A 22,616-nucleotide genomic window follows, 5' to 3' on the forward strand; every position below is an offset into this window, starting at 1 on the left:
ATGGGCGCAGATTTCCAGCAGCCCGCGCCGTTCGTGCAGGGTGATCGCGGCCTCGGCGTGCCCGGCGACGACGCACGACTGGGGTTCGGCCGACACGAAGACGGCGCGCCTGTAGCCAAGGAAACGAAGCGGGCGGCCCCGCCGGCACGCTCTGCCCGCGATCGCCGCCGCCACACGGCGCAAGGGATGCCGCCGGGTGGGCCCGCCGAATCTCACCGCAGGATCTCGGCGACCGCATCGGAGCGATAGAAGTCCTCGAGCTGGCGACGAATGGCCGGCGCCAGCATGCCCCGTTCGCGGAGTGCATCGACGACCTGCGGCAGGAACCGCATGCCGTCGCGCACCATCATGTCGCGGGTGACGCCGATATCGTCGAGCAGCTCGGTGAGGGTCGCGTCCCTGTAGGTCTCGAAGAAGACCTCGACACCGCTTTCGATCAGCCGGCGGTAGATCGGTGTGCGGCGCAGGCGCTGCCAGTATTCATAGCCGATGACGAACAGCTCCTGGACATCCAGCTGACCGGCGAGATCGCGCACGGAGGCGACGGAGCGGTGCTTGTGATCGTCCCAGAAATCGAGCACGGCCCGGCGCAGTTCGTCCGACTCGAAGGCGTCGTGCAGCCAGGCTTCACTGGCGCGCATCCCGGCTTCGGTATTGCGCTCGACGTAGCGCCGGATGCCGCGCTCGAGCGCCTCGCCGATCCGCGGCGGGGCGCGATCGGCGACGGCGCGGCCGATCCTCATCGCCGTGCGGGCGCCGGGCACCCGTGCGGCACGCAGCTTGCTCTCGGCCACGTAACCACGGAGGCCGGAATACAACAGCTGGGCGACCAGATCCGAGAAGACCGGATTGGACACGGACTGGTGGATGACCTCGTCGCGCAGTCGCTGCATCTCCAGCAGCTTGTCGAGCAGTTCCTCGAACTCGCGGTCGGGCAGCAGCTCCACCAGCGTGGTCTGTTCGTGCACGGGGTGTTCGTGGATCGCCACCGCGATATCGCCCACGAGCGCCGGGATCGCCCCGCCCACCTTCATGTCGGCGGCGTAGTCGACGGCGGTACGCTGGACCGACTCGACGCTGATGACCTCGCCCAACCGCAGCCGGGCGACGTCCGCCAGCAGCCAGTCGAGACGGCGCTCGAGCTCGGCCTGCAGCGCATCGCCCTGCAGACGAGCGATCACCCAGGCGACATGAGCGTCCAGCAACGCCTCGGCTTTCGAGCCTGCGAAATGGTCGGTGTCCGTCATGGCTCGGCTGCTCCGATCGATGAGCCTGCGATATTATCAGCCCACGATGACAAACCCCGGCGACGCGCACCATCGGCTCGAACTCGCGCGGTTCGCCACGGGCCGAGCGCGGTCAACTTTCCGCGCCGATGGGGCCGTTCGACGCCCGACTTTGCAAACCCGACCGACGCCCGGCGCGAAAGCGCCGTCACATCGCCAGCCTCGACCCGGCCGGACCGCGCCGCCCATTGCATCGGTCGGGACATCGACGGTCGGATCGCAACTCACGATTGAGCACGTCCCGGATCACGAGAACCGAGGGCGTAACCGGCTTGGCGCGCAACGACCGATAACCCTCGCCACCCGTGTCCGAAACGACCCGCCGATGCCAGAGAGCGTCGGACTTCCAGCCCGAGATTCCGCGACAGCGCCGCGTTGCCGTGGTGTCGCTGTGCCTTACACAACGCGCTAGAGAGCGCGCCCAAGGATCATAACCTTTTGTTTTAAAAACGAATGATTCGCAGGCACGTTTCTTGGTTGCGATGTGACCACGGCCACAACCGCCCAGGCAGAACGATGCACTGTACAAATCGAATCATCGCCGGTGCCCTGGTCTGTCTGGCGGCCTCCGCCAACGCCCACGCCACGGTAGTCTATAACTGGCACAACACGACTTCGGGGACGCGTGTCTCGGCCGTAGCCGGGACTTTACGGGTGGACGATGCCCACTACCGGGCGGGCGCTGTCGATTTCGACACCCGCGCCGTATCGGGCAACCCCGACGGCAGCCTGGACAGCCCGCTGTCGGAATCGGGACTGATTCTGAACTACAACTACACCCTGCCGAACGACGAGACGGCGACCAGCGGCCCGATTCCCGTTTTCGTCGACCCGACGCGGCCGGGTTTCGACGACAGCAACTTCGGGAACGCGCTGGTCGCGGCGCTGATATTCAACGACGACGGGACGTTGAGCGGTCGTTTCGACGTTGCCACGCCGGGCGATCGCTTCAGCTCGCATGGGGCCGGACGGTCGTGGACGGTCACCGACGTCGCCAGCGATTTTTTCGAGGACGGCTGCAACATCGATCCCGCGTGTACCGGCGGGACGGGATTCTGGCTACTGGATGAGTCGACTCGGCCGGAGACGGTCACCGTTCCCACCGCGGGTATCTGGAGCCTGTACGCCCTGGCCGTCTCCGCCATGTTCGGCGCATTCCGATTCGGGGCTCGCGGGCCCAGACCAGCGCGGACGTGATGCATCGACATGCACTGGCGTCATCCATTTCGTGAATGAGCGCTCGCGCCACGGTCGATCGGCCGCGAGCGACGCAGCCGGGAATCCGCAGCACCGGCAGCGCCCGCCCGATCCGCATTTCCGGACCCGCTGTGACCGCGAGCGAAGGCAGGCGCCTTCGCCTCGTTCGGTCGTGTTTTCGGCGCGGATCGCACGGACGTGCCCGACATTGGGAAACCCTGGTCGTCCATCACGATTTTCGAACGCGCACCGCCTCGGCGGGCACCAGTCCGCACCGGACGACTGCGGCGCCTCGCGCGCAATGGCGGTAAGCTCTACGCGCGCCATGCGCACCGGGGGCTGCAGCGTTCATGATTTCATTAGGAATTAGTGGCATGGAAAACATCCTCATCTCGGTCGTCATACCCACCTACAACCGGGCCGATCTGCTGCGCAGCGCGCTGCAGAGCGTAGCCGCATCCCGGGATATCGAAGCCGACCGGGTCGAAGTGCTGGTGATCGACAACAACAGCGTCGACGACACTCGGGCCGTGGTCGACGAGATTCGAGCCGCGCCCTATCCGTTTCCACTGCGCTACGTCCTGGAGACGCGTCAGGGGCTGTCCCATGCACGTAACCGAGGCGCGGCAGAAGCCGCCGGCTTCTATCTCGTGTTCATGGATGACGATCAAATGATCCACGAGCGCTATCTCGCCCATATCGAACCGGCGTTCACGGCAACCGGCGCCGGCTGCATCGGCGGGCCCCTGCGCTACTACAACGCGACCGGGCTGCCCGAATGGCTGCCGCCGCTTCTCGAACACGTCGGCCAGTTCGACCTGGGCGGGGAGACGCGGGCGCTGAGCGAACACGATGACGTGCTGCGAGGCGGGAACATGGTCATCCCGAAGGCCCTGCTAGCCTCGCTGGGCGGATTCGACGTCCGCCTCGGGCGTGTCGGCACCACCCTGCTGTCGGATGAGGAGACCGAACTCCAGGCCCGCATGCGCAGAGGCGGTCACCGCATCGTCTACGTGCCGGCGCTCGTCCAGCATCACTACCTGGATCCCGACCGGCTTTCCCGGCACCACTGGCGGCGGCATCGCTTCGACTACGGTCGGACGAGCTTCCGACGCCGCCTGGCCGACGGCGATTTCACGGCCGGCCGCACGTTTCTCGGGGTCCCGCGCTGGCTCTGGCTGCAGATGCTGACCCGGGAACTCCGGCTCTACGGCACCGCCTGTCTGTTGCGGCGCGAGGACCGCTTCGACCGCCAGCTCCGGCTCTGCGAATGCCTGGGCCAGATGTACCAGGCCCGCGAGAACATCAGGACGCTGGAACGGACCACCGCCCGAGCGGAATGACGTCGGGCGTTGCGCCCCGACCAACGCAGCGTTCGCAACCGATCGGCCCGTGACACCATGAACCAGGAGTGCTAGCCGTCACACCGGGGTTAGGACGCCGGTGCCGGCCGGTCGACGCTCGCTCAACGTGCGGCCAGCTGGTCCGCCAGATTCGCGTTATCGAAATCGTAGCCGAGCAGCGCGATATCCTCGGCGTAGACCATCGCGACGATCTCGCGGGTCTCGTCGGAATAGTAGTCCCGGTAGTCGCGATGACGGCTCGGATTGGTGCTGCGCAGGGTCGCGGGCACGCCCACGCGGCGGGCGATATAGGCGAAATCCTCGGCGAGGTTCTCGAACAGGCCGATGAAGTCGAGATCGATCTTTCGCCGCTTGTCCCGCATGAAGTGGTGCTGCGGCTTGAAGTGGTGCCACTTCCAGATGTTGGCCGGGCTCAGCCACCGTTTCACGAAGTCGTCGAAGTCGGCATAGCCGCGCAGCTCGCGGTCGAACCACTGCGCGTCCCGATCCCCGAAGCCGCCCGCCTGCAGAAAGAAATAAGCCGAAACCAGGCGATCCCATGGATTGCGCACGATCGTGAACTTGAAGTATCGCTCGATCAGCCGCGGCTCGAAGGCTTCGAGGTACTGGTCGAGAGTCGTGTGCCCGCCCGCCAGATTGCCGTACAGTGCCCGGCAGACCGACACGCCGGCGCATTTCGGTATATGGATGAATAATGATCGCGTGTCGTCGAACGGCTTGTATGAATAGTCGGCATCCGTGACCCGAGCGCGCCGCGCCTGCATGGTGCGATAACTTCGGCGGTTCCGTATGCGGTAATCCCACCATTTGAGCTCCATGTACGCTCTTGGAGGGATCATCTCCAACATCTTTTCTTTCATTTTCGAAGTACTCACGCCGGAACGGGATGAGCGGCAGCTCGCCATCCGGCGACTCGCCGCGGCGTGACGGCCGCTGGTGGGCTGGCACATCATCGGCCCTGCCGGCGTACCGGGATCGGGGCCAGGCGAATGCTAGCGCATTCCCGCCGCGCGGGCGCGAAAGCCACCCAATCGGAACCCATTAAGGTCACAGCGCTCCCCAATGCTCGAAAGGCGTCGTGACCGGCGCCGACGCACGACGCGCTCCCCGAGCCGGCTGCGTTGCCGCGACGTATCGGCACACGTCGATCTAAAAGCCCGCGCTCGTGGCGATTCCAGCTCTGGCTCTCGCGCCGAAGGCAGCACGCGGAGCGATCGAGCGCTGACCCCAACCCTCGTGCTGGCGCCGATCCGATGATGAGCCGTTCAACCACGACCCACGAAATCGGCGCATACTCATGTTCCGATTATCCGTTGGAGGGGTCGTTCATGCGTGTTCTCACCGCTCTTGTCGCGCTCGTGGTCGTGGCCGCGAGCGGTCTCGGGTTGCAGGGTTGTGTGCTCGCCGCCGCCGGCGCGGGTGCAGCGGGCGGTTACGCCGCCCACGAGGAAGGCTATCGCGTCCAGTCACCGGTCAAGAAGGACGAAGCTGGAGGTTACAAGGGCCAATCGCCCGTCACGCACGACGAGGCCAAGGACGAGACGCCGGAAGCCGGCGACAACCCGTAGAGCACGCGGTCGACGCGTCTGTCCGCAGCCGGCCGGTTTCGCGTCGGCGCCCGATCGCGCGCCATCGGCATCCGGCCGTCCGGACCGCCGGCCGCAAGCGCGGCTATTTGCGGCGCGCCTGCGCGGATACTGGCAGAACGCGCGGCACGAATTGCACCGAACGAGCCCCGTTCCGGCCTCCATCTCCACCAGAGACTGAGACCTTCAGAGCGCGGCCGGGCGATCGCCCGAGCGGGCCATAGCGGCGGCGGCCCATCGGCTCGAGCACGGCCCGGCGACCGGCCGATCCCCAATGCCCTTCCCGCGACGGGACCGCAATTGAGGTCGGGCCAGCAAGTCGCTGCCCCACCCTGCCGCCCGCGCGAACAGCACGCCGGAGACCGTATTCCTGCGGCCCGTCGCGTGATGAACCGGTGCGGGTGCACCTGCCCTCGGATGAAGAAGCGGGCGCGCGATCGTCCCCACGGGGATTCGGACCTGCCGGTTCCTCTCATCGCCGCACTCGGGCAAAGCCAATGCGCTGTCGGCGTTCGACCGCCGTTTTCCCTGATCGCCGACGAGCCTGGCACGAAATCCGCTTGTTACAGATCACGAGGCCGACGCCGGTCGGCATCGGGCCATGAGGCGCGCTGCGCCCGGCACGAGCGCCTTTACGCGCTTGCTCGGCCCGGCGTATGTTGAATTACCGCCACAAGGGAGAACAAGAATGCATACACTCGCGCGGAAGCTGGGGCTGAAGACCGATCCGACGATCTTCTTCGCCTCCGCCGGCATCATGGTGGTATTTCTTGCTGCCCTGCTCGTGGCCCCCGGGCCCATCGGCGACGCCTTCGGCGCCGGCCGGACCTGGATCGTCACCAATCTCGGCTGGTTCTTCATCCTGGGCGTGACCAGCTGGGTCGCCTTCCTGCTCTGGGTCGCACTGAGCCGCTACGGCGCGATCCGGCTCGGCGGCAACGACGCCAGGCCGGACTACGGCAACATCTCCTGGTTCACCATGCTGTTCGCCGGCGGCATCGGCACGGTACTGATGTTCTGGGGCGTGGCCGAACCGATGTCGCACTTCGCGACCCCGCCACGACCGGACGTCGAGCCGTTCTCGGTGCAGGCCGCGGACGATGCGATGGGTTTCGCGATCTACCATCTGGGTCTGCACACCTGGGCGATCTTCACCCTGCCCGGCCTGGCCTTCGCGTACTTCATCTACCGCTACAAGCTGCCGATGCGTTTCAGCTCGGTCTTCTACTCGCTGATCGGTGATCGCATCTACGGCCCGATCGGCAAGACGCTGGATATCTTTGCCGTGCTTGGCACCCTGTTCGGTGTCGCCGTGTCGATCGGTCTGGGCACCCAGCAGATCAACGCCGGCCTGACCGAACTGATGGGCGTGCCCGACAGCGTGACCACTAAGGTGCTGATCATCGCGGCCCTCACCGCAGTGGCGACCTGCTCGATCGTCGCGGGGCTGGATTCCGGCGTGAAGCTGCTGTCGAACATCAACATCGGCATGGCGGTCGGCCTGATGATCTTTGTGCTGGTGACAGGCTCGACCGTGTTCCTGCTGCGCGCCATCGTCGAGACCTTCGGGATCTACATCACCAACATCCTGCCGATGGCGTTCTGGAACGACGCGCTGGCGGAATACACGCACGAGGAAGGCGGCTGGGGCTGGCAGGGCGGCTGGACCGTCTTCTACTGGGCCTGGACGGTGACCTGGTCGCCGTTCATCGGCATCTTCGTGGCGCGGATCTCGCGCGGCCGCACGATCCGCGAGTTCGTGCTGGGCGTGCTGTTCGCGCCGTCCGTCTTCACGCTGGTGTGGTTCGCCATCTTCGGTTGGTCGGCGATGGAGATCGACGGCATCGGCGCGGACGCCCGCGCCGCCCTTGGCGACGAGGCGGGCCAGATATCGGACGCGGTGGCCAACAGCATCCCGCTGGCGATGTTCGCCTTCTTCGAGAATTTCCCGTTCACGACGCTGATCCAGGGCCTCGCGGTGGTGATCGTGGCGATATTCTTCGCCACCTCCTCGGACTCGGCCTCGCTTGTGGTCGACATGCTCTGCACGGGCGAGCCCGACGCGGGCCCCGTGCACCAGCGCATGTTCTGGGGCATCTCCGAAGGCGTGCTCGCCGCGATGCTGATCGTGCTCGCCGGCGAGGCCGGACTGACCGCGCTGCAGCAGGTGATCACCGTCATCGGGCTGCCGATCTTCATTCTGGTCTTCGGCATGATGTTCGCGCTCATGCGCGGGCTCTCGCAGGAAGATCTCAGCGAGATCACCGTCGGCAAGCCGCCGAGCGTCGAGCAGCTCTAGGCCGGTCGCAGCGGGCGGCGGGCCGTGACGATCGCCCGCCGCCCGCCTGGCGATGGCTTTCACGGCCAGCCACCCCGGAACCCACGGCCCCGGCGTTCTCCCGCACGTCAGACCGGGGTACGCCACGCAAGGCATGCGGCCCCGCACCACACGCAAGGCGTAAAAGGCGCAACCGGCCCCTATGCGCCGCCTGAGCGCGGTCGCGCCGGAACTCGAACCGCGTCGTCATGGCCCGTCGCGCCAAATTTATTTTCATCGACGTGGTCTTGCCGCCGTGAATCGGAATAGACTCGATTAAAACCACAGGAGGTGGTCATGGCCCGGGTGAATTACACGTTCGAGAAGCAGCAGCGGGCGGCCAACAAGAGCCGTCAGCAGGAAGAAAAGCGCAACAAGCGGCACGAGCGCCGGCAGAATGCGCGGCACGCGTCCGCCCAGACGGAGGATCTGTCATGAGCAAAGGCATGGACCGCAGGAAGAACGAGAAAAAGAAGCCGACGCGCACGCTCAAGGAAAAGCGCGCTGCCAAGGCCGCTCGCGACAAGGGGCCGAAGGGGCTGCTCGACTGACCGGGCCGCGCTGACCGCGCCGGGGCCGGAACCGCGTCCCGGCGCCACTGACTGAGCCCTGCGGTCTTCGGGAGCCGGCCCGCGCCTTTCAACTCAACGCGACCGGCTCACTGGAACGGACCCAGTCATGAAGCGCCTCGGCGGTCAACGGCCGGGCGAACAGATAGCCCTGGGCCTGTTCGCAACCCCAGTCGACGAGCAGCCTCAGGGTCGCTTCGTTCTCGACGCCCTCCGCGACGATGCGGTAATCCAGATCGTGCGCGAGGCGCACGATCGCCCGCGTGAGCACCTGCCCGCGTTCGTCGCTGTCGAGCGTCTGTACGAAGCGGCGGTCGATCTTGATCTTGCCGGCATTGAGTTTCTGCAGATAGGCCAGGTTGCAGTAGCCGGTACCGAAGTCGTCGATCGCGGTCGTCACGCCGATCGCATGCAGTTGCTCGAGCTTGGGCACGGCGGCGTCGAGATCGTCGATGAGCGTGCTCTCGGTGAACTCGACCTCGAGACTGTCACCCGGCAGCGCATGCCTGCGCAGATGCGCGTCAACGCGTTCGACGATCGCCTCGTCGGCGATGTCGTGGGCGGAGAGATTGACCGCGACCGGCAGCGTGAGCCCGCGCCGGCGCCACGTGGCACTCTGCGCCAGCGCGGTATCGAGCACCCAGTCGGTGAGCGGCCGCATCAGCGCCGTGCGTTCGGCGGCATCGATGAGCTCCGCCGGGGAGACGAAGCCGAGCGCCGGATGCTGCCAACGCAGCAGCGCCTCGACGCCGACGCAGTCGCCACTGGCGACGTCGATCTTGGGCTGATATTCCAGATACAGCTCGTCGCCCGCCTCCAGCGCACCCCGCAGATCGGTCAGCAGTCGAACCCGGCGCTGGCGCCGGGCCTCGCCCGCCGGCTCGTAGTAGCACCAGCAGCAATCACTTTCCCAGGCGTCGTCCGCCGCCGCCGACGCCCGGCGCAGAATCTCGCTGGCATCGATGTCCGTGTCGTAGCCCGCATCGATTCGGGCGACGCCCATGACCGTATCGGGAGCGAGAAGGATGCCGATCTCCGAGTCGAAGGGCTGGCGCAGCGTCTTCATCAACCGATACAGATAGTCGCGAGTACGTTCGTCGGGCTGCTCGCGCAGCAGCACACCGAAGCGGAACAGACCAATGCGATAGATCGGGTGCTCGTGGCCGAGCGCATAGGCCAGCCGCTCGATGCATTCCGCGATGAAACGCTCCGTATGCTGGTAACCCAGCACCTGGATCAGGCCGTGCATCTGCCGCGGCATCGCGACATCGACCACGCCCAGCAGCGACGCGTGGGAGTCGCCCGCTGTGGGAGACCGCCGCAACGCGGTGCCGAGCGTCTCCAGCAGCCGCTGGCGCGTGAAGATCCCGGTCGCGGCATCCAGATAACCCGCCGATTCGCGCATGCGCACCCAGCCGCTCACGAGCGCGGCCAGATCCACGAGTGTCTGCGTCTGCTCGGCGCCGAAGTCGGGTTGCGGCTCCCGGCTCATCACGCACAGCGTGCCCAGGCTGTAACCGTCGATCGTGCGAATGGGCGCCCCCGCATAGAAACGGACATGCGGCGGCTGCGCCACGAAGGGATTGTCCGCGAACCGATCGTCGGCAACGAGGTCGGGGACGACCATGACCTCATCGGCCTCGATCGCGTGGGCGCAGAAGGAATGGGCACGCGGCGTGCCAAGCAGCTCGACGCCCACACCCGCCTTGAACCACTGCCGGCTCGCATCGACCAGGGTGACCAGGCTGACGGGCATATCCAGCAGGCGCGCGGCCAGGCCGGTGGCGCGATCCAGTACCGGATCGCGCGGCGCGTGAATCAGATCGAGGCGGTGAAGCGCGTTCAACCGCTCCGCTTCGCGCGTGGAAGCGTGTGACGTACTCATGATCGGACCGGTTCGGGGATAGGGTGCCTCGGTAGAATTACGGACGCCGCGTTTCTTTCATATTCGGGGGCGGCCTTTCAACCCTGGTGCTAAACGATGTATCGGCGATTCGGCCGCCGACATGACCGGTCCGCAGTATTCGGCATGCCTCGATATGTCATGTGACGAATCGGATATGCCGCGTATGGGCCCGTACATGAACGAGATGTCGCGCCCGTCCCGCCGCCGGATCACGAGCCGAACACCGTGTCCGAGGCTCTGCGCTGAACGGGCAGGCGAAGTTCTCACTGTTTCGCGGGCGGCGATCGGACGCCCCGTCTCCGGCCAGGTCGCGCGCCCGGTACCCAGGCAGGCCGGCGCGTGCTCGCCAGCGACACGACAGGCCGGACTGCGGGCGCCTTGCCCGCCTGTTGCAAAGGCGGACGCGCATTCGACGTGTGCCCGCGGTATGCTCTGGCAGGGGTATGGGCCGCGATCGCCCGCCAGGGAGGCGCAGCGTCGGCATGAACACGGCGCCGCGGCCCTGACGGCGCGTGGCGGGTACGCCAGGGATTCAACGGCCCGGCCGCGCACCGACGAGGCGCGAAGAGCGGGCGCCGACGTGGCGGGATGGACGACTATCGCGATGAAGACATTCGCCGACCGAGTCGGCCATTGGTCTCGCTTCATGCTCGTGGGGCACGCCGAGACCCCGGCCCACCGCATGCATCTGGTGTTTCTGTTCGCGGTGGCGATCGGCTGCTTCGCCGGCGCGGCCCTCAACTACTTCGGCGCCATCACCCATCTGCTCTACGTCGCCATACTGACAATCTTCGGCCTGGTGGTGCTGGCGATGTGGTGGCATGCGCGTCGCTACGAACCGGCCCAGCGCATCGCCGTGATTTTCTGCGCGGGCGCGGTGTTCGCGATCCTGCCGTTGAACTGGATCTTCAACCAGGGCCTGGACGGACCGAGCCTGATGATACTGGTCGTGGTGGCCGGCTATGCCTTCGGTGCCCTGGTGATCCGTCCCTGGCAGCGCGTCCTGCTCATGGCGTGCTTCGTGATCGTGCCGAGCGCTCTGATCGGCGCCGATTATCTCTGGCCAGACTGGACGCCGGCCTACGCGTCGCGCGAACTCCAGGCGATCGACGCCGCGGTGACCTACTACATCTGCGTCGCGCTGCAGTTCGCGTTGATCAGCGGCTTCTTTCGACGCTTTCGCAGCGAACAGCGCCTGATTCAGGAGTACGCCGAGCAGCTGCGCGAGAGTTCGCGGCTGGACAGCCTCACCGGGCTGCTCAACCACGGCGCCTTCTATTCGGCGCTGGACGCGGCGATCTCGGGCGAGCAGCAGCCGAGACACCACTGCGCCCTGGTCTTGTACGATCTCGATCACTTCAAGCGGATCAACGACAGCCGCGGCCATCTCTATGGCGACGAGACGCTGCGCCGGTTCGCGCGTCTTCTGGAGGATACCGCCCGGACGTTCGGCGCCACCGCCGGACGCTGTGGCGGCGAGGAGTTCGCGGTGCTGCTTCGCCCGGCCTCCTCGTCCACGGTCCAGGCCATGGACGACGCGCTCCGCGCCCGCTGCGCGGCCCAGCCGCTGGCGCACGGCGTGATCCGCGTCAGCGGCGGCGTGGCCTTTTCCTCCGCGGACACGACGATCCGCTGGATGGAGCGGGCCGACGAGGCGCTCTATACCGCCAAGACCCGCGGACGGGATCGAACGCTGTTCGACCCCGTCGCTGCCGCCGATCCGGGCGCCATCGCCGAACCGATGCACGAGCTGCAGCGTCGCGTCGCCGCCGGCTCCTGAGCCGGGGCGCGGGCCGGTCGCGGGCCGGCGCTTGTCGACGCACAAGGTCTTGGCGCAGCTCGGCGCTCGGCGGAGCAGACCGCCCAATCGAGACCGGCCATACCTCTATCGGCGGCGATAGGATGGCTTACGCACGAGCGCTCGCGGCCGACGTCGACGACCACCGGCTACGCCGCTATGGTCGGCGGCGGCCTGGCGCGCATTGAACGCCGGCACGACAATGCTTCAGTGAGGCGCCCTTCACTGCCCCGTCCGGCCGACTGCAAACGTAATCCGCGAGCCCAACGCGCCGCCGCCCTCGGGCCACATGCCCGCAACCAGCGCGGAACGACCCACTCGTCTTCCGCGCGGCGCCATCCCAAGCGCGGTATGGTAACCCTACGAACGGGTCGGGGGCCCCGAGGGATGCCGAGAGCCAGCCGCAAGGCCCACGAAGGCTTTGAAGCACATCATCGCCGCGCGGTGCTGCAGGTGCTGCTCGTGCTCACCGCCGTCTGCGGTGCCGCGTACGTGGTGATCAACCTGCGCGCGGAACAGTATGTGCTGATGGTCATCGAACTGTTGATGACGGTGTTCGCCTGCACGCTTTTATTCGTCATCCGCGGCACCCGCCATCTCAAGGCCTGGACGATCGTCTTCATCATCCCCTTCTATTCGGTGATGATGTACGGGTTCTATAGTCCGGAGACCGAAATCACGGTCTTTGGCTGGGTTCTGGTGATACCGCTGCTCGCGCATCTGCTGCTGGGGCGTCGTCTCGGCGCGGCGGTGTCGGTGTTCTTCGTCGGGGTGGCCGGCGTGCTTTTCCTGTATCGCTTCGGCGGCGACGCGATCGTGCAGGCACCCGGCTCTATCGCCAACATCGCCATGGCCACCGCGACCGTGTTCGCGCTCTCGCATTTCTACGAGGCCAGCCGCGAGCAGGCCGAACGCCGGCTGTCGGAGATGGCGATGACGGATTCGCTGACCGGCCTGCCCAATCGCGCGTATCTGGAGCAGCTGTTCGAAGACGAAAAGCAGTGGCATATGACCGCGGGGACGCCCTTGTCGCTGCTCATGGTCGATCTCGATTTCTTCAAGCAGGTCAACGATCGTCACGGCCACGACGCCGGCGATGCCGCCCTGCGCGCTATCGCGGGCGTCATGCGCGACAACCTTCGCGAGCACGACACCGTCGGCCGGCTCGGCGGCGAGGAGTTCGCCATTCTTCTGTCCGACACCGATGTCCATCAGGGGCTGATGGTCGCGGAGGGATTGCGCCGCGCAATCGCATCACACGGCTGCCACCACCAGGCGCATATGCTCCGCCTCACGGCCAGCCTCGGCGTGGCGACGCTGTCCCTGCCGGACGAGACGTTCGCCGACCTGCTGTGCCGCGCCGACCGCTGCCTCTATCGCGCCAAACACGCCGGCCGCAATCGCGTGGTCGCCGACACCACGACGGCCGCCCCGAGCGAAACGACGCCGTCGATTCGCCCCAGCAGCGGCGCGACCTCGCCAAAGTGACCATCGCGCCGTGCCCCGCAGCGAAACCGTGGCGACCGTCATTGGCCGCAGGCCATGCGGGCGCGATCAAGCCCGCGACCCGTTGAACGGCGACGGCCGCCCCCGAACCAGAACCATCACGCCGACATATCGTCGTCTCTTCGATGCAAGACGGCCGCCGTATCCTGCCGGCGCGCTGGAAAACCGACACGGGCCGGCCGGAGCATCCACCCGGCCTCCAGTCGACAAGCTCGTGGGCGACTGATGACGGACGGTAGACCGCCGACGCATCGTGCGTAGGTCGAACAACGGCCCACGGCATTACCATCTCTCCTCGCGCCACGCGTCGATGACCGCATGCCCAGCGCACGCGCCGCCGCGGATCGACCGAATCACCGATGTTGTTATAGCCGATGACCGGCCGCATGGCCGCGCCGATCTGCGGCCGGTGCCCTTGCAATGCACTCGCTGCCATTGACCCCGCCCGGCGCCACGCGGCCATCAGCTTTTCTTGAACGTCATCTTCTGGTTCGCCAGCCGCTCCGGCGCCCCGCTCCACGCATAGGCGAGCAGCACCGGCTCGTGGTCGCCGGTGGTGAGGCGATGCCGATGATTCGGCGGGTTATACAAAAGCGACCCGGGGGCATAAACGCCGACATCGTTCTCCGAGAGCGTGCCGCTGAGGCAGATATAGGACTCGGTGATGTCGTCGTGGGCGTGCGAGGGATAGGTACAACCGGGCGCGAGCAGCACCAGACCGAGAATCAGACGTTCGCTGACCACCGGGCCTTTCGGCCCCATCAGCTCCGCGAAGGCATACTTGCCCTGCAGGCTGCGCGGCACCCGGTCGTAGCCATAGCGCCAGGCGAGCTGATGCTGCACCCGATCGATGGTGTCCACCAGGGACGCCGTCGGCGTCTGGCGCCCCCGATCGAGCGCGCGCCCGAGCCAGTCGACGACCGGCAGCCGAGCGGGCTCGGGCAGCGACACCGCCGGGTCAAGCGCCATCTCCGCGTTCAACTGGTTGCGAACCGCCTTGAGGTGGCTGCGAATCGGCTTGCTGCCCCCGGCCGAGCCGAACCGATACACCTGGCGGAACTCGTACATCAGGTAGTGCCAGTCGACATGGGCGTGCAACGTGCCTGCCATGGGCGATTCACTCCGGCGTGAACGGCGGTCGATCCAGGGCCGATGATTGTTGCACGGGCATCCGGAGCGCCGGTATCCGTCAACGTACGAAGGCCGAGCGTTCAATCGGCGCGACGCACCGCGCCGCGCGTGCCCGCACCGGATCACGCCATCGAGCGCGGCCTCCGGCTCGTCTCGAGCGCGAGGCCGGCCCGTTTTCACCGGCCGGAGCCGCAGGCCCGAGACGGCGGAATCCCCAGGGCCGGCCATGATCGCGCTTGCCGCCGGGGGCGGCGATCAGTAGCCGAACAGGCGCGGCAACCCGGTCGTCAGAATCGGCACATAGGTGATCAGCGCGAGCACGACGAGCTGCATGAGGATGAAGGGCGTGATCTCGCGAATGAGCTCCTCGATCTTCACGCGCCCGATGGCTGCACCGATGAACAGGCCCGAGCCCACTGGCGGCGTGTTCATGCCCACGATCAAATTCACGCAGAACACGACGCCGAAGTGGATCGGGTCGATGCCGTAGCTGTGGGCGATGGGGGCGAAGATCGGCCCGAAGATGAGAATCGCCGGGTACAGGTCGATGACCAGCCCGATCGCGAGCAGCGTGATGTTCAGGATGAGCAGGAACACCAGCGGATTGTCAGTGAGCCCCTGGAACGCCGCCGCGATATCGGCGGGCACGCCCTGGGTCGACAGCACGTAGGAGAACAGGCTGCTGGTGGCCAGCAGCAGGAACATGATCGAGCTGGTCTTGGAGGCATTGAAGAACAGCCTTGGCAGCACGCGCAGCTTCAGCGTGCGCATGCCCAGGCCGATCAACAGCGCATAGGCGGCCGCCACCGCCGCGGCCTCGGTCGCCGTATAGACGCCGGTGACGACGCCGAAGGCGATCAGCGCCGGCATCACCAGCACGATCAAGCTCTTGCGCGTGATCGTGAACGCCTGACGCGCGCTGTAGGAAAATTCGCGCTTGGGATAGTTGCGGCGCGTGCTGATGACGTGATTCATGACCATCAGCGCGGCCGCGGTCAGCAGCCCCGGCACCAGCCCGGCGATGAACAGCCCGCCGATGGAGATGTTGCCCACCGCCAGCGCGTAGATCACGAAGGTCAGGCTGGGCGGGATGATGGGGCCGATCGCCGACGAGGCCACGGTGACGGCGGTCGAATAGGCCCGCCCGTAGCCGTTCTCGGACATGGCCGGGATCATCACCGAACCGATCGCCGTGGTGTCCGCGGTCGCCGAGCCGGTGATGCCGGAAAAGAAGATGCTGCCGCCGATATTGGTATGGCCGAGGCCGCCGCGCATGCGGCCGACGAACAGATCGGCGAAGTTCGTCAGCGACTTGGTCATGCCCGAATGCAGCATGAGATCGCCGGCCAGAACGAACATCGGAATGGCGACCAGCAGATAGGAGTTCACGCCCGCGAACATGTAGTGCGAAGCGACCACCACCGACTCCCCGGAAAGGAGAATGGCGAGCATCGACGCCACGCCGATGGCGAACGCCACCGGCATGCCGAGCACCAGCAGTAGGGCGAACGCCCCGAGCAGCGCGGCTACGATCATGCCGCACGCTCCCGCGCAAAGCAGCGCACCACGAGCACGAGCGAAAACAGCGCATACAGCAGTGCGCTGATCGGAATCGCACCGTAGGGGATGGCCTTCGAAATACCGAGCGCGCCGGTATCGAAACGTGCCAGCAACGACATCTCCTGCCAGCCGCCGTATACCAGACAGCCCAGAAAGCCGAGGATGAGCAACTGGATGAACAGTGTGTTCGCCTGCGCCCAGCGCCCGGAAAACCGGTCCGACAGGATCTGAATACCGGTGTGTTCGTTGTTGCGAAAAGCGAACGCGCCGCCGATCATCAGGCCCCAGATCATTAGAAAGCGCGCGGCTTCCTCCGGCCACGGCAGCGCGTTGTCGAGCACGAAGCGAAACCACACCTGCACGCAGATCACGATCAGGATCGCGAGCATGCTCAGCGCCACCAGTGCCTTGATCGCACGGTCGAGCCCTCTAAGGATACGCGCAGCCACGGCTACCCCCTTGAAACGTACGGTTGAACCATGCCGCTCCGCCCGGCCGGGCGGGATCGAGCACGGCACTCGCGCAACGCCGAGCCGACGCCGCGCGTGTTGCTGGCGAGCCGCCACGCCGCTGGCGCCCGATGCCCGGCATCGAAGGCCAGCGGCCCGGTCAGCTCCGTTCGGTCAGTCCGATTCGATGCGCTCGACCGCGTTGAACACCGCCTCGACGTTGTCCTCGCCGGAGGTCTCCTTGAGCCAGGGCGTGACCTGCTCCTGCGCCTTGGCCTTGAACTTCGCGCGTTCCTCGGCCGGCAGCGGGTAGATCTCGACGCCTTCTTCGCGCAGCGTGTCGAGCGCCTGCACCCGGTTCCGATAGCTGGCTATCCCGAACTCCACGTTCGCCGCCAGCTCCGCGCCCTGCTTGACCACCTGCTGCAGGTCGTCCGGCAGCGACTGGTAGAAGTCCTCGTTGACGAGATACATGTTGGCCACGCCCATGCTCTGGTCGAGCGTGACGTGCTTGGCGACCTCGTAGTACTTCTGATCGACCATGATGCTGGGCGTATGGCCCAGGCCGTCGATCACGCCGGTGCGGATCGAGGTATAGATCTCCGCCCAGGACACTGGCGTGGCCGAGGCGCCGAGCGCGTCCCAGGTCTTGATCGTGATCTGGCTGTTGGGCAGCGTGCGCAGCTTCAAGCCCTGCATGTCGTCAACGGTCTTGATCGCACGCTTCTTGTTGATGAAGTCGTAGAAACCATAGGGTGCAACAGCCAGCGCACGCACGCCCATGTCCTCGGCCATGGCATCGTTGAGATCGGCGAAGGTATCGCTTTCGAAGAACGCCTTCATCGACAGTTCGTCGCGAAACAGATACGGGCTGAACCAGGCCATCATCGGCTTGTAGGCGCTGGTGATCGTCTCGTCGCCCTGCGCCATCTTGTGGATACCCAACTGCAGCCCCTCGAGCAGCTTCTGGGTGTCGCCCAGCTGACCGGACGACAGAATGTCGATGGCGATACGCCCGTCGCTGTTGCTCTCGACGTACTGCTCGAACGTCTTCCAGCCGCGGGTGTTGGAGCCGGACGGCGACTCGATCGTGCCGATCTTGAGATTGTAGTCCGCCGCGCTCGCCACCCCCGGCAGCGCCAGCGTCACGGCGACGCCGCACAGCGCGGCCGCGAGCCGCTGCCGCGTACTGCGGCCCTGATTTCCCCATGTCTGATGCTTCATCTTCTTGCCCTCTTTGGTGATTGCTCTGGCAACGCGGTCCGGCTTGCGGCGCCGAGCGTCAGGTCTTCGGAATATCGCCCGTCAGGATGCGGTCGTGATCGTCGGGATACAGGCGCAGCGCGGCGGCGCGCGCATGGCCTTCCATGCCCTCGGCCTGGCTCTGGCGCACCGCGCGCGGCGCGACTTCGGCTACGCCCGCGGGCTCCATCCACTGATGCGTACAGACCTTGACGTAGGTACCAACCCACAGACCGCCGGTATAGCGCGCCGCGGCCATTGTCGGCAGCGTGTGGTTGGTGCCACAGCACTTGTCGGAATAGACCACGCTCGCGGCCTCGCCGATGAACAGCGACCCGTAGTTGCGGATCTCGCCCGCCAGCTCGTGGGCGTCGGCGGCATGGATCTGCAGATGCTCTGTAGCCATGTGGTCGGCGTAATCGATGAGCGCGCGCCGGTCCTCGCAGACCACGATCTCGCCCTGGCGCGCCCAGGCCTGGCCGGCCGTGTCGCGGGTGGACAGGCTCTCCAGCTGCGCCTCGATCGCGGCCAGTGTCTGTTCGGCGATCTCGGTCGAAGTCGTGGCCAGGCCCACGCGGGTATGCACGTCGTGCTCCGCCTGGGCGAGCAGGTCGGCGGCGATCACGCGCGGATCGGCCGTGTCGTCGGCGATGGTGAATATCTCGCTCGGCCCGGCGAGCTGGTCGATGCCGACACTGCCGAACACCTGACGCTTGGCCTCGTTCACGAAAGCGTTGCCGGGGCCCACGATCTTGTCGACCCGGGGCACGCTCTCGGTACCGTGGGCCATGGCGGCAATCGCCTGGGCGCCACCGATCTTGAAGATGCGGTGCGCGCCGGCGAGTCGGCACAGGGCGAACATGGTTTCATGCGTGTTCGGCGGCAGGCAGGCCACGATCTCGTCGCAGCCGGCTACCACCGCCGGCACGATCGACATGATCGGCGCCGAGTACAGCGGGTAGCGCCCACCCGGCACGTAGCAGCCGACGGTCCGGATCGGCAGGATGCGATGCCCCAGATGCACGCCCGGCAGGGTTTCGATCTCGAGCGGCTTCATGGTCGCAAGCTGCTGCTCGGCGAAGTTCGTGACCTGCTCGATCGCGAAGCGGCTGTCGGCCAGCGACTGCGGATCGAACTGGGCGAAGGCCTGCTCGATCTCCTGCTCGGTGACCTCGGTGGTCTCCAGGTCGGCCTTGTCGAACTGCAGGCCAAAACGGCGCACGGCCGCGTCGCCCTCGGTGGCGACAGCCTCGATGATCGTCGCTACGCTGTCGCTGATGCTGCTCTGCTCGCTCGTGTCCGCTGCCTGCGGGGCCTTTACATAGCGAATGCCGTCGGGCCGGGAGAAACCGCTCGTCTGCGTCATTGACCTGGTACACCTGTTGCTTGTGATAACCGGGCAGCCCGGTTGGAATATATATTTACCATCACACTGCCCGATCGTCTCGACGCGTGCAAGCCGGCTGAAATCACGGACGCACGACACGCCCGGCGGCCGGTGCCGGATGCGCCCCATGGCCAACGCGTGATCGGCCCCACGCACAGGCGAGCGCTCCTCGGCGCCGAAACGGCAGCACGGCAGGCATCGCCGACCGACAGCTCGCATGGCGATCCCGCTCGGACCGACCGTCGTCGCCCGGGCGGAGACCCCGACACGCGGGACCACCACCGCGACTTGCCGGCCGCCGGTGGATCATCGCTGGTGCATCGGCTTGCCGCGGCCTATCCGGGATGGGCCGACACCCCGGCCCGCGTATAATCTTTCGGGTTCGATATGACCCGGAAGGACATCTCTTGGCCACACCTTCAGCCTCTGCCGACAAAGCCGATCATCAGGGCGAGCGCATCAAGGCCCTGCGTCTGCAGAAAGGCCTCTCGATCCGCGGCCTGGCCAAGCAGAGCGGGCTCACGCACCCCTTCATCGCGATGGTCGAACGCAACGAGACCAGTCCCTCGGTCAGTTCACTGAAAAAGATCCTGTCGGTGCTCGACGTCACCCTGAGCGACTTCTTCTCCGACCGGGATTCGCTCGACCGCGTCGCTTTCTACAAGTCCGACGACCTGGTCGAACTGGCCGACGGCGATCAGGTGTCCTATCGCCAGGTCGGCGCGAACCTGCGCAACGCCCAGATGATGCTGCTGCACGAGCGCTACGCCCCCGGCGCGAGCACCGGCGACGACGGCTACAGTCATCAGGCCGAGGAAGGCGGCGTGGTCATTCAGGGCCGCCTCGAGATCACCGTCGGCGACGTCACCGAAATCCTCGGCCCCGGCGACGCCTACTACTTCGACAGCACCTTGCCGCACCGCATGGAAAACGTCTCCGACGACGAATGCGTCGTCGTGAGTGCGGTGACGCCGCGCACCTTCTAGCGCGCCTGCCGGTCCGCGGAGGCACCGGGGCGTACGCAGCACGACGAAGACCCCTGCAGCGCGAGCGATCGAGTTCTCGACCGGCACCGGCCCGGCGTCCCCAGCCGCCTTCGACGGTCTCGCAGGCGCATCGGCGATGCCCGCAGCGCGCTAAGTGCGATCCGCAGATCGGGTGCCACGCGCCACATCATGCGATTGGCGGGTTCGCGCCCAGCCGCCGCGCGAAATGCAGTCGCCCGCAGAGCCCGAACAGGCCGGCAGGACGTGGCCCGGCATCGCTTGCCCGCTCGTGGCGAACAGGCACTCGCGGGCACTCCGTACCGATGCCGGCGGCGCTCGGCCGTCGGGCACGCCAAACCGGCGTGCTGCGACCCTCCGAGACGAGATTTCCGCCAGCGCCAACCGCGTCCGAGCCCGCCGCGCGACACCGCCTGCCGTGTGGCCCGGCACCGCCATGGTCGTCGCCCGTGCCCGACCGGCCTATCGGCTTCGCGGCGGCGAGTCGACGCCGGCGCCGCAGGCATGCGCGTGGCCCTTCCCGCCTACCTGCAACCCGATCCCGCCTCGCCCTGGCGCGCCGCGCGATGATCGAAGCAAAGCAACCTGCGGATGAGCTGTAACACCCGCCGCGCGTGGCCGGCGTTTGGCCAGGGCGCGCCTGCACCCGCGCAAGCGACAGCGCCCCGCCGCGTGGCGAACGATCGACGCGAACGCATACGGCCCGCCCCACGCCGTGCGATCATTGCCCATGGCTGCATTCTCCACCTTGAACCTCGCGCCCGCCCTGCTCGAGAGCGTCGCCGCGCAAGGCTTCGATACGATGACGCCGGTACAGGCCCAAAGCCTGCCGCCGATCCTGGCCGGCCGCGACGTGATCGCCCAGGCGGCCACCGGCAGCGGCAAGACCGCGGCGTTCGGCCTCGGCGTGCTGCAGGCGCTCGAGATCGAGACCGCGGCGGTGCAGACGCTCGTGCTCTGCCCCACCCGCGAGCTGGCCGATCAGGTCGGCCAGGCGATCCGCATGCTGGCGACGCACGTGCCCAACATCAAGCTGCTGACCCTGTGTGGCGGCGTGCCCATGCGCCCGCAGCTGGCCTCGCTCGCGCATGCGCCGCATATCGTCGTCGGCACGCCCGGGCGCGTGCTCGCGCATCTCAAACGCGCGAGCCTCGACTGCGGCCGGCTGCGCAGGCTCGTGCTCGACGAGGCCGATCGCATGCTCGACATGGGCTTTGGCGAGGATATCGACGCCATCGTCGGGCGTCTGCCCAGCGAACGCCAGACCCTGCTGTTCTCCGCCACCTGGCCGGACGCAATCCGCGAGGTTTCGCGCCGGCTCCAGCGCGAGCCGGTCGAGGTGACGGTCGCCGCAGCGCAGGACCGGCCGGCGATCGCGCAATCGTTCTACAAGGTCGGCGCAAACGACAAGTCGGAAGTCCTGTGCGCGCTGCTCTCGCAAGGCGCGACCGCGCCTGACGACCACCCCCGCGCGCTGGTGTTCTGCAACACCCGCGCCGAGGTCGCCCGCGTGGCGCAATTGCTGAGCGCCCGCGGCTTCGACGCGCTCGCGCTGCACGGCGAGCGCGACCAGCGCGATCGCGACGAGGTGCTGCTGCGCTTCATCAACCACAGCTGCGCGGTGCTGGTGGCCACCGACGTGGCCGCCCGCGGCCTGGACATCGCGGAGTTGCCGCAGGTCATCAGCTACGACATCGCTCGCGACGTCGATACCCATGTCCACCGTATCGGCCGCACTGGCCGAGCGGGGGCGTCGGGCACGGCTGCAACGCTGTGCACGCCGGGCGAGGCCTATCGCGCGGAGCGGCTGGCCGAAGAACTGAAAACAGCTCTGAGCTGGCAGTCACCGCCGAAGCTCGAGCCCGTCACGCCGCTCACCGCGCCCAACCGCACGCTCGTCATCGGCGGCGGACGCAAGGACAAACTGCGTCCCGGCGACATTCTGGGTGCGCTGACCGGCGAGGCCGGCCTCGATGCCGACGTCATCGGTCAGATCAGTATCCAGCCGACCCGCAGCTATGTCGCCATCGCCCGTGGCCAGGCGCCCAGCGCGCTGGCACGGCTTCGCGACGGACGTATCAAGGGCCGACGCTTTCGCGCGCACGAACTGCGCGGTGATTGACGGGCGAACCGCCGACCGGCTTGGCCGTCGATATCTGGCGCCTGCGATATCCGCACGGACACCAGCGACCGATCGACGCTGAACTGTCCGCACTTCGAGCTCTTGGCCCAGCGCCCACCCACGACTCTCGTTCAATCGGAAAAAACGGGGCGTGGACGATTGATTCGAATCACTCGGTTGCCGGGATGCACT

General features: G+C 66.8%; 17 protein-coding genes. 9 read left to right on the plus strand and 8 right to left on the minus strand.

Annotation, left to right across the window (positions count from 1 at the left end; translation table 11 throughout):
- Nucleotides 1-212 precede the first annotated feature (212 nt).
- The gene (locus tag SAOR_RS01445; RefSeq protein ID WP_123629882.1) at nucleotides 213-1,247 is read right to left on the minus strand and encodes a hypothetical protein; all 1,035 of its coding nucleotides are present in this window, start codon (nucleotides 1,245-1,247) and stop codon (nucleotides 213-215) included.
- A 555-nt stretch (nucleotides 1,248-1,802) separates the two neighbouring features.
- On the opposite strand from SAOR_RS01445, the gene SAOR_RS01450 reads away from it, so the two are divergent.
- Both SAOR_RS01450 and SAOR_RS01455 read left to right on the plus strand, forming a co-directional pair.
- Complete coding sequence (locus SAOR_RS01450) at nucleotides 1,803-2,483, plus strand: hypothetical protein (protein ID WP_123629883.1); 681 nt, start codon at nucleotides 1,803-1,805, stop codon at nucleotides 2,481-2,483.
- Nucleotides 2,484-2,857: 374 nt separating this feature from the next.
- Nucleotides 2,858-3,826 (plus strand): glycosyltransferase family 2 protein, encoded by a 969-nt coding sequence (locus SAOR_RS01455; RefSeq protein ID WP_185015504.1) that lies wholly within the window; start codon nucleotides 2,858-2,860, stop codon nucleotides 3,824-3,826.
- Nucleotides 3,827-3,948: 122 nt separating this feature from the next.
- Here SAOR_RS01455 and SAOR_RS01460 read toward each other — a convergent pair whose 3' ends face one another.
- Complete coding sequence (locus tag SAOR_RS01460) at nucleotides 3,949-4,665, minus strand: sulfotransferase family 2 domain-containing protein (protein ID WP_221179832.1); 717 nt, start codon at nucleotides 4,663-4,665, stop codon at nucleotides 3,949-3,951.
- A 510-nt stretch (nucleotides 4,666-5,175) separates the two neighbouring features.
- On the opposite strand from SAOR_RS01460, the gene SAOR_RS01465 reads away from it, so the two are divergent.
- The 3 genes from SAOR_RS01465 (at nucleotide 5,176) to SAOR_RS16750 (ending at nucleotide 8,188) form a co-directional block, all read left to right on the plus strand.
- Nucleotides 5,176-5,415 (plus strand): hypothetical protein, encoded by a 240-nt coding sequence (locus tag SAOR_RS01465; protein WP_123629886.1) that lies wholly within the window; start codon nucleotides 5,176-5,178, stop codon nucleotides 5,413-5,415.
- 706 nt (nucleotides 5,416-6,121) lie between these two features.
- Complete coding sequence (locus SAOR_RS01470) at nucleotides 6,122-7,732, plus strand: BCCT family transporter (RefSeq protein ID WP_123629887.1); 1,611 nt, start codon at nucleotides 6,122-6,124, stop codon at nucleotides 7,730-7,732.
- Nucleotides 7,733-8,047: 315 nt separating this feature from the next.
- A complete protein-coding gene (locus SAOR_RS16750; RefSeq protein ID WP_185015505.1) occupies nucleotides 8,048-8,188 on the plus strand; it encodes a hypothetical protein in 141 nt (46 codons plus the stop codon).
- Nucleotides 8,189-8,389: 201 nt separating this feature from the next.
- Here SAOR_RS16750 and SAOR_RS01475 read toward each other — a convergent pair whose 3' ends face one another.
- Complete coding sequence (locus SAOR_RS01475) at nucleotides 8,390-10,204, minus strand: putative bifunctional diguanylate cyclase/phosphodiesterase (RefSeq protein WP_123629888.1); 1,815 nt, start codon at nucleotides 10,202-10,204, stop codon at nucleotides 8,390-8,392.
- A 625-nt stretch (nucleotides 10,205-10,829) separates the two neighbouring features.
- Here SAOR_RS01475 and SAOR_RS01480 point away from each other — a divergent pair.
- On the plus strand, nucleotides 10,830-12,005 hold the full coding sequence (locus SAOR_RS01480; protein ID WP_185015506.1) for a GGDEF domain-containing protein: 1,176 nt from the start codon (nucleotides 10,830-10,832) through the stop codon (nucleotides 12,003-12,005).
- Between the two features lie 177 nt (nucleotides 12,006-12,182).
- Complete coding sequence (locus SAOR_RS01485; protein WP_123629890.1) at nucleotides 12,183-13,511, plus strand: GGDEF domain-containing protein; 1,329 nt, start codon at nucleotides 12,183-12,185, stop codon at nucleotides 13,509-13,511.
- A gap of 480 nt (nucleotides 13,512-13,991) precedes the next feature.
- On the opposite strand, the gene SAOR_RS01490 is transcribed toward SAOR_RS01485, so the two are convergent.
- The 5 genes from SAOR_RS01490 to hisD all read right to left on the minus strand — a co-directional run bounded on the left by SAOR_RS01490 (nucleotide 13,992) and on the right by hisD (nucleotide 19,277).
- Complete coding sequence (locus tag SAOR_RS01490; protein WP_123629891.1) at nucleotides 13,992-14,639, minus strand: dimethylsulfonioproprionate lyase family protein; 648 nt, start codon at nucleotides 14,637-14,639, stop codon at nucleotides 13,992-13,994.
- Between the two features lie 276 nt (nucleotides 14,640-14,915).
- Nucleotides 14,916-16,196 carry a TRAP transporter large permease gene (locus SAOR_RS01495; protein ID WP_123629892.1) on the minus strand — a complete coding sequence of 427 codons (1,281 nt, stop codon included), beginning with the start codon at nucleotides 16,194-16,196 and terminating at the stop codon, nucleotides 14,916-14,918.
- Nucleotides 16,193-16,669, minus strand: a complete 477-nt coding sequence (locus SAOR_RS01500; protein ID WP_123629893.1) for a TRAP transporter small permease — start codon at nucleotides 16,667-16,669, stop codon at nucleotides 16,193-16,195. The genes SAOR_RS01495 and SAOR_RS01500 overlap by 4 nt, the downstream gene beginning before the upstream one ends.
- A gap of 174 nt (nucleotides 16,670-16,843) precedes the next feature.
- The gene (locus SAOR_RS01505; RefSeq protein WP_123629894.1) at nucleotides 16,844-17,893 is read right to left on the minus strand and encodes a TRAP transporter substrate-binding protein; all 1,050 of its coding nucleotides are present in this window, start codon (nucleotides 17,891-17,893) and stop codon (nucleotides 16,844-16,846) included.
- Nucleotides 17,894-17,951: 58 nt separating this feature from the next.
- A complete protein-coding gene (gene hisD / locus SAOR_RS01510) occupies nucleotides 17,952-19,277 on the minus strand; it encodes a histidinol dehydrogenase (RefSeq protein WP_123629895.1) in 1,326 nt (441 codons plus the stop codon).
- A gap of 428 nt (nucleotides 19,278-19,705) precedes the next feature.
- On the opposite strand from hisD, the gene SAOR_RS01515 reads away from it, so the two are divergent.
- The gene (locus tag SAOR_RS01515; RefSeq protein WP_221179833.1) at nucleotides 19,706-20,284 is read left to right on the plus strand and encodes a cupin domain-containing protein; all 579 of its coding nucleotides are present in this window, start codon (nucleotides 19,706-19,708) and stop codon (nucleotides 20,282-20,284) included.
- Between the two features lie 748 nt (nucleotides 20,285-21,032).
- Nucleotides 21,033-22,424, plus strand: a complete 1,392-nt coding sequence (gene dbpA, locus SAOR_RS01520; protein WP_123629897.1) for an ATP-dependent RNA helicase DbpA — start codon at nucleotides 21,033-21,035, stop codon at nucleotides 22,422-22,424.
- The last annotated feature ends 192 nt before the right edge of the window (nucleotides 22,425-22,616 follow it).

The sequence above is a fragment of the Salinisphaera orenii subsp. orenii MK-B5 genome (assembly GCF_003788635.1).
GTDB lineage: Bacteria > Pseudomonadota > Gammaproteobacteria > Nevskiales > Salinisphaeraceae > Salinisphaera > Salinisphaera orenii.

What these genes read in the sequence shown, in the direction of transcription:
- SAOR_RS01445 (WP_123629882.1), bottom strand. Translation starts at nt 1,247, where the DNA reads ATGACGGACACCGACCATTTCGCAGGCTCGAAAGCCGAGGCGTTGCTG.
- SAOR_RS01450 (WP_123629883.1), top strand. Translation starts at nt 1,803, where the DNA reads ATGCACTGTACAAATCGAATCATCGCCGGTGCCCTGGTCTGTCTGGCG.
- SAOR_RS01455 (WP_185015504.1), top strand. Translation starts at nt 2,858, where the DNA reads ATGGAAAACATCCTCATCTCGGTCGTCATACCCACCTACAACCGGGCC.
- SAOR_RS01460 (WP_221179832.1), bottom strand. Translation starts at nt 4,665, where the DNA reads ATGGAGCTCAAATGGTGGGATTACCGCATACGGAACCGCCGAAGTTAT.
- SAOR_RS01465 (WP_123629886.1), top strand. Translation starts at nt 5,176, where the DNA reads ATGCGTGTTCTCACCGCTCTTGTCGCGCTCGTGGTCGTGGCCGCGAGC.
- SAOR_RS01470 (WP_123629887.1), top strand. Translation starts at nt 6,122, where the DNA reads ATGCATACACTCGCGCGGAAGCTGGGGCTGAAGACCGATCCGACGATC.
- SAOR_RS16750 (WP_185015505.1), top strand. Translation starts at nt 8,048, where the DNA reads ATGGCCCGGGTGAATTACACGTTCGAGAAGCAGCAGCGGGCGGCCAAC.
- SAOR_RS01475 (WP_123629888.1), bottom strand. Translation starts at nt 10,204, where the DNA reads ATGAGTACGTCACACGCTTCCACGCGCGAAGCGGAGCGGTTGAACGCG.
- SAOR_RS01480 (WP_185015506.1), top strand. Translation starts at nt 10,830, where the DNA reads ATGAAGACATTCGCCGACCGAGTCGGCCATTGGTCTCGCTTCATGCTC.
- SAOR_RS01485 (WP_123629890.1), top strand. Translation starts at nt 12,183, where the DNA reads ATGGTCGGCGGCGGCCTGGCGCGCATTGAACGCCGGCACGACAATGCT.
- SAOR_RS01490 (WP_123629891.1), bottom strand. Translation starts at nt 14,639, where the DNA reads ATGGCAGGCACGTTGCACGCCCATGTCGACTGGCACTACCTGATGTAC.
- SAOR_RS01495 (WP_123629892.1), bottom strand. Translation starts at nt 16,196, where the DNA reads ATGATCGTAGCCGCGCTGCTCGGGGCGTTCGCCCTACTGCTGGTGCTC.
- SAOR_RS01505 (WP_123629894.1), bottom strand. Translation starts at nt 17,893, where the DNA reads ATGAAGCATCAGACATGGGGAAATCAGGGCCGCAGTACGCGGCAGCGG.
- hisD (WP_123629895.1), bottom strand. Translation starts at nt 19,277, where the DNA reads ATGACGCAGACGAGCGGTTTCTCCCGGCCCGACGGCATTCGCTATGTA.
- dbpA (WP_123629897.1), top strand. Translation starts at nt 21,033, where the DNA reads ATGGCTGCATTCTCCACCTTGAACCTCGCGCCCGCCCTGCTCGAGAGC.